General features: G+C 62.0%; 11 protein-coding genes and 4 tRNA genes. 7 read left to right on the top strand and 8 right to left on the bottom strand.

The window, feature by feature from the left end; all coding sequences use genetic code 11:
• Nucleotides 1-7 precede the first annotated feature (7 nt).
• From trbE to CBP34_RS06815, 7 genes are read left to right on the top strand one after another with little or no spacing between them, the layout of a single operon-like run.
• Nucleotides 8-2,446 (top strand): conjugal transfer protein TrbE, encoded by a 2,439-nt coding sequence (gene trbE / locus CBP34_RS06845; RefSeq protein WP_086911967.1) that lies wholly within the window; start codon nucleotides 8-10, stop codon nucleotides 2,444-2,446.
• The gene (gene trbJ, locus CBP34_RS06840; protein ID WP_086911966.1) at nucleotides 2,443-3,171 is read left to right on the top strand and encodes a P-type conjugative transfer protein TrbJ; all 729 of its coding nucleotides are present in this window, start codon (nucleotides 2,443-2,445) and stop codon (nucleotides 3,169-3,171) included. The genes trbE and trbJ overlap by 4 nt, the downstream gene beginning before the upstream one ends.
• 12 nt (nucleotides 3,172-3,183) lie before the next feature.
• A complete protein-coding gene (trbL, locus tag CBP34_RS06835) occupies nucleotides 3,184-4,551 on the top strand; it encodes a P-type conjugative transfer protein TrbL (RefSeq protein WP_026435925.1) in 1,368 nt (455 codons plus the stop codon).
• 14 nt (nucleotides 4,552-4,565) lie between these two features.
• On the top strand, nucleotides 4,566-5,270 hold the full coding sequence (trbF, locus tag CBP34_RS06830) for a conjugal transfer protein TrbF (protein ID WP_086911965.1): 705 nt from the start codon (nucleotides 4,566-4,568) through the stop codon (nucleotides 5,268-5,270).
• The gene (gene trbG / locus CBP34_RS06825; protein WP_026435927.1) at nucleotides 5,267-6,280 is read left to right on the top strand and encodes a P-type conjugative transfer protein TrbG; all 1,014 of its coding nucleotides are present in this window, start codon (nucleotides 5,267-5,269) and stop codon (nucleotides 6,278-6,280) included. The genes trbF and trbG overlap by 4 nt, the downstream gene beginning before the upstream one ends.
• Before the next feature lie 2 nt (nucleotides 6,281-6,282).
• Entirely contained in the window at nucleotides 6,283-7,554 is a 1,272-nt protein-coding gene (locus tag CBP34_RS06820) for a TraB/TrbI/VirB10 family type IV secretion system protein (protein WP_026435928.1), read from the top strand.
• A complete protein-coding gene (locus tag CBP34_RS06815; RefSeq protein WP_026435929.1) occupies nucleotides 7,551-7,838 on the top strand; it encodes a DUF2274 domain-containing protein in 288 nt (95 codons plus the stop codon). The genes CBP34_RS06820 and CBP34_RS06815 overlap by 4 nt, the downstream gene beginning before the upstream one ends.
• 744 nt (nucleotides 7,839-8,582) lie before the next feature.
• Here CBP34_RS06815 and CBP34_RS06810 read toward each other — a convergent pair.
• From CBP34_RS06810 to CBP34_RS06775, 8 genes are all read right to left on the bottom strand, one after another.
• Nucleotides 8,583-8,658, bottom strand: a tRNA-Gly gene (locus tag CBP34_RS06810).
• 185 nt (nucleotides 8,659-8,843) lie between these two features.
• Nucleotides 8,844-8,917 (bottom strand) — tRNA-Cys (locus CBP34_RS06805).
• A gap of 57 nt (nucleotides 8,918-8,974) precedes the next feature.
• Nucleotides 8,975-9,050, bottom strand: a tRNA-Gly gene (locus CBP34_RS06800).
• An 87-nt stretch (nucleotides 9,051-9,137) separates the two neighbouring features.
• Nucleotides 9,138-11,570: an endopeptidase La gene (gene lon, locus CBP34_RS06795; protein ID WP_086911964.1), complete on the bottom strand. Its 2,433-nt coding sequence runs from the start codon at nucleotides 11,568-11,570 to the stop codon at nucleotides 9,138-9,140.
• A gap of 127 nt (nucleotides 11,571-11,697) precedes the next feature.
• Complete coding sequence (gene clpX / locus CBP34_RS06790; protein ID WP_086927048.1) at nucleotides 11,698-12,963, bottom strand: ATP-dependent Clp protease ATP-binding subunit ClpX; 1,266 nt, start codon at nucleotides 12,961-12,963, stop codon at nucleotides 11,698-11,700.
• Between the two features lie 99 nt (nucleotides 12,964-13,062).
• Nucleotides 13,063-13,671, bottom strand: coding sequence for an ATP-dependent Clp endopeptidase proteolytic subunit ClpP (clpP, locus tag CBP34_RS06785; RefSeq protein WP_086911962.1), 609 nt, complete (start codon nucleotides 13,669-13,671; stop codon nucleotides 13,063-13,065).
• Nucleotides 13,672-13,792: 121 nt separating this feature from the next.
• Complete coding sequence (gene tig / locus CBP34_RS06780; protein ID WP_094097657.1) at nucleotides 13,793-15,103, bottom strand: trigger factor; 1,311 nt, start codon at nucleotides 15,101-15,103, stop codon at nucleotides 13,793-13,795.
• A gap of 75 nt (nucleotides 15,104-15,178) precedes the next feature.
• Nucleotides 15,179-15,265 (bottom strand) — tRNA-Leu (locus CBP34_RS06775).
• Nucleotides 15,266-15,333 lie beyond the last annotated feature (68 nt).

Here is a 15,333-nt window from a genome sequence, read left to right as displayed (position 1 = left end):
GAATGCCATGCTGAACCTTGCCGAATACAGACAGCGCCCAGCCTTGCTTGCCGATTGGCTGCCTTGGGCCGGGCTGGTCGCACCGGGCGTCGTCTTGAACAAGGATGGCAGTTTTCTGCGCACGGCGCGCTTTCGCGGCCCCGACCTCGACAGCGCCACACAGAGCGAGCTGATCGCTACGTCGGCGCGGCTGAACAACGCGCTGCGCCGGCTAGGGCCTGGCTGGGCGTTGTTCATCGAGGCTGAGCGCCGATCGGCGGCGGATTACCCGCACTCGGATTTCCCGGAACCGCTGTCCTGGCTGGTGGATGAGGAGCGTCGCGCAGCCTTCGAGGACTCGGGAAACCACTTCGAGAGTGCCTATCACCTGACACTGGTGTATCTGCCGCCTGAGGAATCCCGTGCCCGTGCGGCGGGCCTGCTGTATGAGAACCGTCCCACCGAAGGTGTGGACTGGCGCGAGCGGCTGCAATCTTTCCTCTCGGAAACGGATCGCATTTTCGATCTGCTCGATGGCGTGATGCCGGAGATCGCCTGGCTGGACGACAGCCAGACGCTGACCTATCTGCATTCGACCATCTCCGCTCGGCGCTACCGCGTGGGCGTGCCCGAGGTGCCATTTCACCTTGACGCGCTGCTGGCTGATTCCTCGCTGGTTGGCGGCTTGGCTCCGATGCTCGGCGACCAGCACCTGCGCGTGGCGACGGTGCGCGGCTTTCCGACCTCGACCTGGCCGGGGATTCTGGACGACCTCAACCGCCTCGGCTTTGCCTACCGCTGGAGTACGCGCTTTCTCTGCCTGGACAAAGCCGATGCGGAAAAGGAGCTGTCCCGTCTTCGCCGCCAGTGGTTCGCCAAGCGTAAGAACGTGGTGGCGCTGTTGCGTGAAACCATCTTCCAGCAGGAATCGCCGCTGGTCGATACCGACGCCAGCAACAAGGCCACCGACGCCGATGCTGCCTTGCAGGAGCTGGGCAGTGATCAGGTGGCCTTCGGCTACGTCACGGCCACGGTGACGGTGCTCGATGCCGATCCGGCCGTGGCCGACGAGAAGCTGCGCATGGTGGAGCGCGTCATTCAAGGACGCGGGTTCGTGACGATCCCCGAGACATTGAACGCGGTCGATGCCTGGCTGTCTTCGATCCCTGGCAATGCCTACGCGAACGTGCGTCAGCCCATCGTCTCGACGCTGAACCTGGCGCACATGATGCCGGTGTCGGCTGTCTGGGCGGGTCCCGAGCGCAATGCCCACCTCGACGGCCCACCGTTGATCGTCACGCGCACCGAGGGAGCGACGCCGTTCCGGTTGGTTACGCACATCGGCGACGTGGGGCACACGCTGGTGGCTGGCCCGACCGGCATGGGCAAGTCGGTGCTACTCGCCACGCTGGCGATGCAGTTCCGCCGCTATCGTGGCTCGCGCATCTTTGCGTTCGACATGGGGCGCTCGATGCGCGCCACCATCCTGGGCCTGGGCGGCGAGCACTACGACCTGGGGGCCGATGGCGAAATCGCCTTCCAGCCGCTCGCCCGCATCGACCGTGAGGGCTACCGCACCTGGGCCGCCGAGTGGATCGAAGGACGGCTACGGCACGAGGGCGTGGCCGTCGGTCCGGACGAGAAAGCCGCGATCTGGTCGGCGCTGGGGAGTCTCGCCGGCGCGCCGCTGGAGCAGCGCACGATGACTGGCTTGTCGGTATTGCTGCAATCGAATGCGCTTCGCCAAGCGCTCGCGCCCTATGTGCTTGGCGGTGCCCACGGCAAGCTGCTGGATGCCGACCACGACCGGCTGGGCATGGCCGACGTGCAGTGCTTCGAGATGGAGGAGCTGATGCACAGCAAGGCCGCCGTCATGGCTGTGCTGGGCTATCTGTTCGCGCGCTTCGATGAACGCTTCGATGGTGCGCCGACACTGCTGATGCTCGATGAGGCGTGGCTGTTCCTCGATGACCCGGTGTTTGCCGCGCGCATCCGCCAATGGCTCAAGACACTGCGCAAAAAGAACGTCAGCGTCATCTTCGCCACGCAGAGCCTGGCGGACATCAAGGATTCGAGCATCGCGCCCGCGATCATCGAAAGCTGCGCGAGCCGCATCTTCCTGCCAAACCCGCAGGCCACCGAGCCGCAGATCAGGACGATCTACGAGGGCTTCGGCCTCAACAGCCGCCAGATCGAGATCGTCGCCACCGCGCAGCCCAAGCGCGACTACTACTACCAATCGCGTCTCGGTAATCGGCTGTTCGACCTCGACCTGGGGCCGGCCACCCTGGCCTTCGCGGGCGCTTCCATGCCGCAGGACCAGCGCGACATGGACGCGGTGCTCGCTGCGACTTCTTCCAAGTCCGCCGCATTCGCAACCGCCTGGCTGCGCCATCGCGGCCTGCATTGGGCTGCTGACCTGTTGCCTTCGTTTCCGTCCCCCCACCCACAGGAGAACCCATCATGAAAAAGCGTCTTCTCGCCGCCGCCGTCGCGGCCATGCTTTGCACCGCGACCACTGTCCATGCGCAAAGGGTCGTGATTGATCCTACGAACCTCGTGCAGAACACGCTCACGGCCATCCGTACGTTGGAGCAGATCAACAACCAGATCCAGCAGCTCCAGAACGAAGCGCAGATGCTGATGAACCAGGCGCGCAACCTGGCCAGCCTGCCGTCCAGCGTGGTCGGTCAGTTGCGCGCAAACCTGGCGACCACCCAGCGGCTGATCGCGCAGGCCAAGGGCCTGGCCTACGACGTGACGAGCATCGACCGCGAGTTCGCGCGCCTGTACCCCGAGCAGTACGCCGCCACCGTCAGCGGCGACCAGATGTACCGCGACGCCCAGGAGCGTTGGAAGAACACGCTCAACGGCTTGCAGACCACGATGAAGATGCAGGCCCAGGCATCGCAGAACTTGAGCGATGACGAAAGCGTGTTGGCCGACCTGGTGAGTAAGAGCCAGTCAGCGGAAGGTGCTCTGCAGGCGATGCAGGCCATGAACCAGTTGCTGGCCCTGCAGGCCAAGCAGTCCATCCAGACGCAGCGGTTGCAGATCACGCAGGGTCGCGCGGCTTCGCTTGAGCTGGCGCGGCAGGCCGCTGCCGTCGAGCGTGGCCGCGAGGTGACGCAGCGTTTTCTGGGCGAGGGCACGCCGTACACGCCGCAGCCCGTGAACTTCTACAGTCGCTGACAGGTGCGGGCCATGAACGACGTTTCCGTGATCGACCGCTTCCTCGATGTCTTCTCGCGCTACATCGACTCGGGCTTTGGGCTGCTGCAAGGCGAAGTGGCGTTCCTGACCGCCACGCTGATCGTCATCGACATGACGCTCGCCGGGCTGTTCTGGGCGATGGGCCATGCCACCGGGCAGGGCGAGGACGTGATCGCGAAGCTGATCCGCAAGGTGCTTTACGTCGGCGCCTTCGCCTACATCATCGGCAATTTCAACACGCTGGCGGGCGTCCTGTTTCGTTCGTTCACCGGCCTGGGCCTGACGGCCAGCGGCTCAACCTTGAGCATGGGCAACTTCCTGCAACCGGGGCGGCTGGCCAAGGTCGGTATCGACGCCGGGGCGCCGATCCTCGACCAGATTAGGGAGCTTGCGGGATTCCCGGAGGTGTTCATCCACATCGCGCCCATCGTTGTGCTGTTCCTCGCCTGGATCGTGGTCATCGTCAGTTTCTTCGTGTTGGCGGTGCAGCTCTTCGTCACGCTGATCGAGTTCAAGCTGACTACGCTGGCGGGCTTCGTACTGGTGCCATTCGCGCTGTGGAACAAGACGGCGTTCCTTGCCGAGAAGGTCTTGGGTAATGTGGTGTCTTCGGGCATCAAGGTGCTGGTGCTCGCCGTTATCGTGGGCATCGGCTCGGGACTGTTCGCCGAGTTCAATATACCGGCCGGCTCCGAGCCCTCCATCGACCAGGCGCTGGTCATCATGCTGGCCTCGCTGTCCATGCTGGCCCTGGGCATCTTCGGGCCGGGCATCGCGACCGGATTGGTATCCGGTGGACCGCAGCTCGGCGCGGGCGCGATGGCCGGTGCTGCCATCGGCGCGGCCGGAGCCGCTGTCGCAGTCGGTGCCGCAGCTTCTGGCGTTGGTAGTGCCGTGGCCGCCGGGGCACGCATGGCCCCGGCAGCCGCGAGAGCAGCAGCCAGTGGTGCGCGTTCGATGGCATCGAACGCCAGCAGTGCCAAGTCCGCATACCAGGCTGGTTCAGCTTCGGCCGGTGGCGGCCTCAAGGGCGCTGCCGCTGGCCTGGGCAATGTCGCCAAGACCGGGGCGCAGGCAGCAGGGCAGAAGGTGGCCGATGGAGCGCGCTCGCTCAAGGAGCGTGCTGCCTCTGCCTTGCGGCCCGATGACGCTATGACGGCATCCGGGGCCGGTGCTGCAGCCCAGGGCACAAGCGATGCCGCAGCGTCACCCACATCCACCGAACAACCCGCTTGGGCCAAACGCCTGCATCGCAGGCAACAAATCACCCATGCCGCCACGACCGCCGCCCACACGCTACGCGGCGGCGACGCCGGTAGCTCCAGTCAAGGCCCGAGTCTGCGTAGTCCTGACGATTGAAAGGAGAACTTCCCATGCGATTCAAACGACCTCAGGTGCGCTACGCCGATACGCCGCAGCCTGCCACTCCCTACCAATTCGCGGCCCAGGTCTGGGATGAGCGCATTGGCTCAGCCCGCGTGCAGGCCAAGAACTGGCGGCTGATGGCTTTTGGCTGTCTTGCGCTCGCGTTGCTGATGACGGGCGGCCTGGTCTGGCGCTCGGCGCAGTCCATCGTGACGCCTTACGTCATCGAGGTGGACAACGCGGGCCAAGTGCGGACCGTCGGCGAAGCCGCCACGCCGTACCGACCCAACGATGCGCAGATCGCGTACCACCTGGGCCGCTTCATCGGCCTGGTGCGCTCGCTGTCCATCGACCCCATCGTCGTGCGCCAGAACTGGCTGGATGCCTACGACTACACCACCGACAAGGGGGCGGCTGTGCTCAACGAGTACGCCCGCACCAATGACCCGTTCGCGCGCATCGGCAAGGAGTCGGTGACGGTGCAGATCAGCAGCGTGACCCGCGCCAGCGACACGTCGTTCAACGTGCGCTGGACGGAGCAGCGCTTTGTCAACGGTGCACTGGATCGCACCGAGCGCTGGAACGCGGTGATTTCCACCGTGCTGCAAGCCCCGCGCACCGAGCAGCGCCTGCGCAAGAACCCCTTGGGCATCTACGTCAACGGCCTGTCGTGGAGCCGAGAACTGGAAGCGAACGAAGGAGCCAAACCATGAATGATGTTTTCCGTAAATCCGCTTTGCCGGTGATTTTGTTGGCTTCGGCCTTGTTGTTCTCGGGCTGCGCCACGCAGGGCAAGCCACCGCCGACCATTTCGCTCGATGAGCCGGTGCAGGCACAGCCGCTGCCGGAGCCGCCCAATCCGGTGGATGTGGTCACGGTTCCCGAGCCGCTGGCGCTTCCAGCGCAGTTGAAGCCGCTGCCCGAGGGCGAGGGCGCCAAGCCAGCGCCGGAGCCCACTGACGAGAAAGTCCGGGTATCGCGTGCGAACGCCGAAGCCCGCATCGCGCCCACGCGTGAGGGCTACGTCAATGCGATCCAGGTCTGGCCCTTCACCGATGGCGCGCTGTACCAGGTCTATGCGGCTGTGGGCCGCGTGACCGTGATCGCGCTCCAGCCGGGCGAGGAGCTGGTGACGGTGGCCGCCGGCGATACGGTGCGCTGGATCGTCGGAGACACGTCGAGCGGCAGCGGCGATGCGCTGCGCGTCAATGTGATGGTCAAACCGATCCGCTCAGGGTTGAAGACCAATCTGGTCATCACCACCAGCCGGCGCACCTATCTGCTGGAGTTGACATCGACCGACAAAACGTGGATGGCTTCGGTGTCCTGGGAGTATCCGAAGGACAAGATGCTGGCCTTGCAGCGCCAGGCACAGGCGGCCAGCGCCGCCACGCCGGTCGATACCGGCCTGTCGCTGGACAAGATCCGCTTCCGCTACGCAGTCAGCGGCAGTAATCCGCCGTGGAAGCCGCTACGCGCCTTTGACGACGGTGAAAAGGTCTATATCCAGTTTCCGCAAGGCATCGCCCAGGGCGAGCTGCCGCCGTTGTTCGTCATCGGCGCGCAGGGCGATGGGCAATTGGTGAACTACCGCTTTCGCACACCGTACTACATCGTGGATCGCCTGTTTGGCGCGGCAGAACTGCGCTTGGGCGGCGGAAAAGGAAGTGGTGGAGGCGACGTGGTGCGGATCGAGCGCACGGATGGCGCGCGGAGGAATTGACCATGAACCAGGACGACTCTCCTGATCTTGCCCCGCAAGCGGGCAAGGTGGCGCCCGATCCTGTGGCGCTGCGCGCCCAGCCGCGCCCGGTCACGCGCCTGAACCGGCGCACGCTGGCCATCCTCACCGGCGGCCTTTCGGTCGCCGTGCTCGGGGCCACGATCTGGTCACTGCAGCCGCACCGGCGCGGCGCGGGCGAGCAGACCGAGCTGTACAACGTGGATCGGGTCTCGAAGTCCGAAGGGCTGGATGGGTTGCCGGCCGACTACTCGAAGCTGCCGCCAAAGGTGCCCGAGCTGGGGCCGCCGTTGCCGGGCGATCTTGGCCCTGCTATCGTGAAGTCGCAGCAGCCGGTGACGCCCACCTATGCGCCGCCGGGCCATGATCCCGAAGATGCCTTGCGCAAGGAAGCCGATGCGGCGGCGGCTTCGTCGGTGTTCTTCCGCTCGGGCAAGCCAGGGCAGACCGCTGGCGCGGCCGTGCAGGCAACGCCCGGTGCGCCCGGCATGGGCAACGCCTTGGCGGCCTTTGACCCGCTGGCCGCTGGCCCGGCCTCGACGGCGGCACAGCCGGCCGACCCGACTGCCACGCAGAACCGGCAAGATCAGAAGGAGGCGTTCCTGAAAGCCGGTTCTACGGAAACGCGCAATTCAGGGAATCTCCAGATGCCGGCCTCACCGTACCAGGTCATGGCAGGGACGGTGATCGCTGCGGCGTTGGTAACGGGCATCAAGTCCGATCTGCCGGGCGACGTGATCGCCACGGTGACGGAGCCGGTCTACGACACGGCCACCGGCAAGTTCCTGCTGATCCCGCAGGGATCGCGCATCCTGGGCCGATATAACAGCCAGGTCAGCTACGGCCAGAGTCGTGTGCAGATGGTGTGGAACCGAATCATCCTGCCGGATACGTCCTCGCTGACGCTGGACAACCTTGTCGGCACTGATCCGGCGGGCTATGCCGGCGTGGAGGACGAGGTTGACCGGCACTGGGGCCGCATCCTGGCCGGCGCGGCGCTGACCACGCTGCTGGGCGTGGGGGCCGAGCTGGCCGCGCCGGAGAACCGGCAGGACGGCAACCGCATCATCATCGCCGGGCGCGACGGCTTGCAGGACAGCGTGAACCAGGTGGGCCAGGAGATGACCCGACGCAACATGAACATCCAGCCGACGCTGACGGCGCGACCGGGGTTGCCGGTGCGCATCATCGTCAATAAGGATGTCGCCCTTCGGCCCTACCAACCACTCTTTCTTCAGCGCGGAGGTGCCCGATGAACACGAGCAGAAAATTGCGGCTTGGGCCGCTCCCGAAACTGGAGTCCACGAAGGTGACCTTCACATGCCCGGCCAGCTTGAAAGCAGACCTCGACCGCTACGCCTCGATGCACGCGCAAACCTATGGCAAAGCGGTCGATGTGGCGACGTTGATCCCGCACATGCTCGAAGCATTCATGGCTGGGGATCGGGGGTTCAGGAAAGCCAATGCAATCGAGTTAATCGGACGCAAGCCTTCTGGAGTGAATCAAAGAGGATCGAATACAGGTCAACCATCCAGCTAAAAACCCGTTCCCGCTTTCGCAGGAACGGTTTTTGAGTTGGTGCCCGGGGCCGGAATCGAACCGGCATGACCGTGAGGTCGAGGGATTTTCTTACCACTTCGACTTTCGCCGCCAGCGTGAACGCTGTTCGTGGTCTGGAGCACGCCTTCACCATAGCCTTGCGGCCGTAGGTGCCCGCCGTCTGCTCTCTACACCTTCCCACGAACCTTTAGATTCAGGGCTTGGCTCGGCGTTGGCTCGGACGTTTGCGCATCCAGGGCGTTCACCGAATTTGACGGGCTTCACCTTCGGAGTTTCCTCCGGAGGGCTCAAATTTTTCAAGTCCCTTGTGTCTACCAATTTCACCACTCGGGCTGGCTTGCCTCGTTACCGAGGCCATTTTCGCACGGCTACTGCCGAGCTTGCTCTAACTGTACCGCTCGCTTGGCCCCTGGCTGGCTCCTAGCCGTCCAAGGGACCAACTCGGAAGCAATGCCTGGAGGCTTGAAACCCGCGCCATTGCTAGCTTTTCGGCCTATTCTCTCGTGATGGAAAAGACTTGACAAAGGAGGTTTTAAGTCCGCAGTGTCTACCAATTTCACCATCGGGGCGCCGGCTGCGCAACGCACACCTGCGTCACAGCGTAACCCGGGCCGCGCGGACGCGCAATGCCCCTGTCTTATCCGATGAAGGCAATGCCAGCACAACAGCCAGCCAAAGGCCATCACCAAGAAAAAAGGGAAGCCGAAGCTTCCCTTGCATATCTGGAGCGGGAAAAGAGTCTCGAACTCTCGACCTCAACCTTGGCAAGGTTGCGCTCTACCAACTGAGCTATTCCCGCATTTACTATTGCACTCTGTCGTCGCCTTCAGCGTGCATCAGCAAGTCTCAAATTATAGCGTTATTTTTTGTCTAACTGGCAATTTTGAAGAAATTTTGAAAAAACTTCGCTCACCGGCCATTGAGTCAACCCAACAAAAAAGGCCCCGAAGGACCTTGTTGCACCGGATTCAACCGATGGTGTTTTGGAGGCGCGGTCCGGAGTCGAACCGGACTAACCGGATTTGCAATCCGGGGCATAACCGCTTTGCTACCGCGCCAGAAAAATCACTTTCCTCTGACAAAAAAGGGAAGCTGATGCTTCCCTTTTTGGAAATTGGAGCGGGAAAAGAGTCTCGAACTCTCGACCTCAACCTTGGCAAGGTTGCGCTCTACCAACTGAGCTATTCCCGCATTTTACCGAAGCCTCACATTGTACAACGTTGGCTGCGATGGGATCAATTGTAGCGCAATTTTGAGGGTGCGCCAGCACTTTTTGCATCAATGTTTCAACGGATCCGCGCTGGGTGCACCCACGGCTGATTTTTCGGCGGCAGACGCAACCACCACCGCAACCTCTTCATCCGTCAAGGGAACCGGCTTGCGCTCCAGTGCAACTTCAAGCACCTTGTCGATCCACTTGACCGGCACGATCTCAAGCCCGCTTTTCACGTTGTCCGGAATCTCCTGCAGGTCCTTCATGTTCTCTTCAGGAATCAGCACCGTCTTGATACCGCCGCGCAATGCCGCAAGCAGTTTTTCCTTGAGACCGCCAATCGCAGTGACCTCACCACGCAGGGTAATTTCCCCTGTCATGGCCACATCGCCGCGCACCGGAATGCCCGTGAGAGCAGACACAAACGCAGTGGTCATCGCCGCACCCGCGCTGGGGCCGTCCTTGGGAGTGGCGCCATCGGGCACGTGAATATGGATATCGCGCTTTTCAAAGGCTTCATCCTTGATGCCCAGCATGCGTGCCCGACTGCGCACCACGGTGCGGGCAGCCTCGACGGACTCTTTCATCACATCGCCCAGCGAGCCGGTACGGGTAATGACACCCTTGCCAGGCATGGTAGCCGCCTCGATGGTGAGCAAATCACCACCGACCTCGGTCCATGCAAGACCGACCACCTGGCCGACCTGGTTCTGTTGCTCGGCGCGGCCATAGGTGTACTTGCGCACACCCAGAAAGTCGGGCAGATTGTCTTCATTCACTACGACCTGCGGTTGCAGCTTCTTGAGCTGCAGCCCCTTCACCACCTTGCGGCAGATCTTGGAGAGTTCGCGCTCCAGGGATCGCACCCCCGCCTCGCGGGTGTAGTAGCGCACCATGTCGCGCACAGCTCCCTCGGTGATGAGGAGCTCCTCATTCTTCACGCCATTGTTCTTAAGCTGCTTGGGCAGCAGGTATTTCATGGCAATGCTGGTTTTCTCGTCTTCGGTGTAGCCCGACAGACGAATCACCTCCATGCGATCGAGCAAGGCGGGCGGAATGTTCATGGAGTTGGACGTGGCCACGAACATGACATCACTCAGATCGAAATCGACCTCCACATAGTGGTCACCAAAAGTGTGGTTCTGCTCCGGATCCAGCACCTCAAGCAACGCGCTCGACGGATCGCCCCGGAAGTCGGTGCCCAGCTTGTCGATTTCATCCAACAGGAACAGCGGGTTGCGAACACCCACCTTGCCAAGGCTCTGCAACACCTTACCTGGCATGGCACCGATGTAGGTACGGCGATGCCCCCGAATTTCCGCTTCATCGCGCATGCCACCAAGCGCCATGCGCACATACTTTCGTCCGGTCGCTTTGGCAATCGACTGCCCCAGGGAGGTCTTGCCAACGCCGGGTGGCCCTACCAGGCAAAGAATGGGAGCCTTGACCTTGTCCACGCGCTGCTGCACTGCAAGGTATTCAAGGATGCGATCCTTGACCTTGTCGAGACCGAAATGGTCTTCGTTCAGCACCGTTTCGGCATTGCCAAGGTCGTGCTTGATCTTGCTCTTCTTGCTCCACGGCAAGCCGGTAAGCACATCGATGTAGCTGCGCACCACCGTGGCTTCGGCCGACATGGGCGACATCAGCTTGAGCTTCTTGAACTCGGCTTCCGCCTTCTTTCGGGCCTCTGCCGGCATCTTGGCCAGCTTGATCTTCTTTTCGATCTCTTCAATGTCGGCGCCCTCCTCCCCCTCGCCGAGTTCCTTCTGGATCGCCTTGACCTGTTCGTTGAGGTAGAAGTCGCGCTGGTTTTTTTCCATCTGGCGCTTCACACGGCCACGAATCTTCTTGTCGACATTCAGGATGTCGACTTCGCGATCAAGCTGCTCGAACAGATTTTCCAGACGTGCCTTGACATCGGAGAGATCCAGAACCACCTGCTTGTTTTCCAGCTTCAGCGGCAGATGCGCGGCAATGGTGTCCACCAGACGTCCCGGATCATCAATGCTGGAGATGGAGGTAAGAATCTCGGGCGGGATCTTCTTGTTGAGCTTGACGTACTGGTCAAACTGCTGCATCACGGCACGGCGAAGCGCCTCGATTTCACTGGATTTATGCTTTTCCTGGTCGGGCTCGACGGGCGTCACGGTGGCAGTGAAGTGCGTTTCGGTATCCGCTATGGACGTCACCAGCGCACGCTGCTGCCCTTCCACAAGCACCTTGACGGTGCCATCGGGCAACTTGAGCATCTGCAGGATGGTGGAGACGCAGCCTACATCGAACATGTCTTCAACCGAGGGTTCGTCCTTGGCGGCAGCCTTCTGGGCCACAAGCATGATGCGGCGGTCGGACTCCATCGCCAACTCCAGCGCCTTGATGCTCTTGGGTCGTCCCACGAAAAGCGGGATGACCATATGGGGAAACACCACCACATCGCGCAGGGGCAACAGTGGCAGATCGATGGGGGTGGCTGGCAGGGGGGTATGTCCGGACATGGAAATCCTCAAAGTACTCTGTGGAAGTGGGTCCACATGCGGGGATTTTCAACCCTTGTACGCAGCCGCGTTGCGGCAAGGGTTGATAGGTTCAGAGGGCAGCGACAAGGCGCCCGCTCCGGGCATTTCAAGCCTTCTTGGCCGCCTCGCGGTAAACGAGCAGTGGCGGCTTGTTTTCTTCGATGGTGGACTCGTCAACCACCACCTTTTCGACATTGCTGGTATTGGGCAGGTCGAACATGGTTCCGATCAGCGATTGCTCCAGAATGGAGCGAAGGCCACGGGCTCCCGTCTTGCGGGCCAGTGCCTTGCGGGCAATGGCCTTCAGGGCGGCGGGGCGGATCTCCAGATCGACACCTTCCATGGCCAGCAGCTTGCTGTACTGCTTGACCAGCGCGTTCTTGGGCTCGGTCAGAATCTGCACCAGCGCGTCTTCGCTCAGCTCGGCCAGTGCCGTCACCACGGGCATGCGCCCCACCAGCTCCGGAATCAGGCCAAACTTGATCAGATCTTCCGGTTCGATCTCGGTAAAAACCTCGGACAGCGAGCGCTGCTTCTTGCTCTTGACCGATGCGCCGAATCCGATGCCCGACGCCTCCGTGCGGTTTTCGATGACCTTTTCCAGCCCCGCAAAGGCGCCACCGCAAATGAACAGGATGTTGGTGGTGTCAATCTGCAGGAAATCCTGGTTCGGATGCTTGCGCCCACCTTGCGGTGGAACGCTGGCCATGGTGCCTTCAATGAGCTTGAGCAGCGCCTGCTGCACCCCCTCCCCCGATACGTCGCGGGTGATGCTGGGGTTGTCCGACTTGCGCGAGATCTTGTCGATTTCGTCGATGTAGACGATGCCACGCTGGGCGCGCTCCACGTCGTAATTGCAGCTCTGCAGCAGCTTCTGGACGATGTTCTCGACATCCTCACCCACATAGCCCGCCTCGGTCAACGTGGTGGCATCGGCCATCACGAAGGGCACATCCAGCATGCGCGCCAGGGTCTGCGCCAGCAGCGTCTTGCCCGAGCCCGTGGGGCCGATCAGCAGGATATTGCTCTTGGCCAGTTCCACGTCATCCTTTTGGGCTTTGTCTTTGTGTCGCAGGCGCTTGTAATGGTTGTAAACGGCCACAGCCAGCGTACGCTTGGCCTGCTCCTGGCCAATGACGTAGTTGTCCAGGTTCGTCTTGATGTCCACTGGCGTGGGCAGGTCGCTGCGCCCTTCGCGCGCCAGGTCACCAGCCGGAAGCTCATCGCGAATGATCTCGTTGCACAGGTCAATGCACTCGTCGCAGATAAAGACCGACGGACCGGCGATCAGCTTCTTCACTTCATGCTGGCTCTTGCCGCAAAAAGAGCAGTAAAGGGTTTTTTCGCTGGAAGAGCCTTTTTTCTCGGCCATGGGGGCAATGCCTTGTTTGGGAAAGTTGTCGGGATGATACCCAAATAAAAAACGGCGTCTTCCCTGTGGGAAAACGCCGCGCGGCCGCAGGGGGCCGTCTCAGGAACGCTTGTGAATCACCTGATCGATGATGCCGTAATCCTTGGCTTCGTCGGCCGTCAGAAAGTAGTCGCGCTCGGTGTCTGCCTTGACCTTTTCCAGCGGCTGCCCCGTACGCTCGGCCAGGATGCGGTTCATCTGGTCCTTGGTGCGCAGGATGTCGCGTGCATGGATTTCGATATCGGTGGCCTGACCGCGCGCGCCGCCGAGCACCTGGTGAATCATGACCTTGGAATTGGGCAGCGAAAACCGCTTGCCCTTGGCGCCTGCAGCCAGCAGGAATGCGCCCATGCTGGCCGCAAAACCCACGCACAGCGTGGAGACATCCGGCTTGATGAACTGCATGGTGTCGTAGATCGACATGCCCGCCGTCACGCTTCCGCCCGGGGAGTTGATGTAAAACGAAATGTCCTTGTCAGGATTTTCGCTTTCCAGGAACAGCAGCTGTGCCACCACCAGGTTAGCCGTCTGGTCATTGACCTCGCCCACCAGGAAAATGACGCGCTCCTTGAGCAGGCGCGAATAGATGTCATAGGACCGCTCACCACGGCCCGACTGCTCGATGACCATGGGGACCATGCCCAGGCCTTGTGTTTCCAATGCGCTCATTATTTCTCCAGTCAAGCAGATACTGTACCCAGAAATGAATTGGGGCTTGTGCACGAAAGCACAAGCCCCTGACGGACGACTACCGCGAGATCATCCGCATGGGACGCGCTCGCCGCCGGCGTCAGCCTTGACCCATCAGTTCGTCAAACGACACGGCCTTGTCGATCACCTTGGCCTTACCCAACACGAAATCAGTCACGTTGTTTTCGATGACAACCGCTTCGACTTCGGCCAGACGCTGGCGGTCGCCAAAGTACCAGCGCACCACGTCTTCGGGCTTCTCGTAGCTGGCTGCCAGCTCGTCGATGTGGGCCTTGAGCTGCTCGGGCTTGGCGTGCAGCTCATTGGCGCGCACCAGTTCGGCAACCACCAGACCCAGACGCACGCGGCGCTCTGCCTGGGGACGGAACACGTCTTCGGGGATCTCTGCCTTGTCAGCATCCTTGATGCCGCGCTGCTTGAGTTCGGCGCGCGCGCCTTCGAGCAGGCGGGCAATTTCAGCCTGCACGCTGGCGTTGGGCAGGTCGAGTTCGGCCTTGGCGACCAGGGCATCCATGACGGCGGCCTTGTTGCGGGCCAGCAGGCGGAACTTGACTTCGCGCTCCAGGTTCTTCTTGATGTCGGCGCGCAGGCCTTCCACCGAGCCGTCGGCAATACCCAGCGACTTGGCCAGGGCATCGTTCACTTCGGGCAGATGGGCGGCTTCGATCTTCTTGATGGTGACCAGGAAGTCGGCCGTCTTGCCGGCAACGTCCTTGCCATGGTAGTCGGCGGGGAATGCCAGGGGGAAAGTCTTGCTTTCGCCCAGCTTCATGCCGCGCACTGCGTCTTCGAATTCCTTGAGCATCTGGCCTTCGCCGACCAGGAACTGGAAGTCTTCGGCCTTGCCGCCCTCAAAGGGCTCGCCGTCGATCTTGCCTTCGAAGTCCACCGTCACGCGGTCACCGTCCTGTGCCGCCGCGTCCAGCGCGCGCTGGGCGAAGCTGCGACGCTGCTTGCGCAGGATGTCGATGGTCTTGTCGATGGCGGCATCGGTCACTTCGGCCGAGATTTTTTCCACTTCGGCACCCGCCAGATCGCCGATCTTGACTTCAGGGAACACTTCGAAGATGGCATCAAAGGTGACCTGGCCTTCGGGTGCGCCTTCCTTTTCGGTGATGCGGGGCTGGCCGGCCACGCGCAGCTTGGCTTCGTTGGCCGCCACGGCAAAAGCCTCACCCACCTTGTCGTTGAGCACTTCGTATTGCACCGAGTAGCCGTAGCGCTGGGTGACAACGTTCATGGGCACCTTGCCTGGACGGAAACCGTCCATCTTCACGGTGCGGGCCAGGCGCTTCAGCCGCGAATCCACTTCCGTCTGGATGGTGGTCAGGGGCACGCTCAGCGTGATCTTGCGCTCGAGCTTTTCAAGGGTTTCAACAGTAACGGACATCGCTCTTCCTCGTATGAATGTGGATCGTGCTGGCTGCAGCGCAGCGGCGCCGTGTTCCGCAAAGTCTCACATGGGTGGTGCGCGGGGGGGGACTCGAACCCCCACACCATTGCTGGCGTCAGGACCTAAACCTGGTGCGTCTACCAATTTCGCCACCCGCGCGGTTCTACAAACAAACAGGCGGCAAGCCAAGGCCAGCCGCCCGTGTGAAATCAGTCAACCTTCGATTT

The sequence above is a fragment of the Acidovorax carolinensis genome (assembly GCF_002157145.1).
GTDB classification, from domain to species: Bacteria; Pseudomonadota; Gammaproteobacteria; order Burkholderiales; family Burkholderiaceae_C; genus Acidovorax; species Acidovorax carolinensis.
This window is presented reverse-complemented; position numbering and strand designations above follow the sequence as displayed.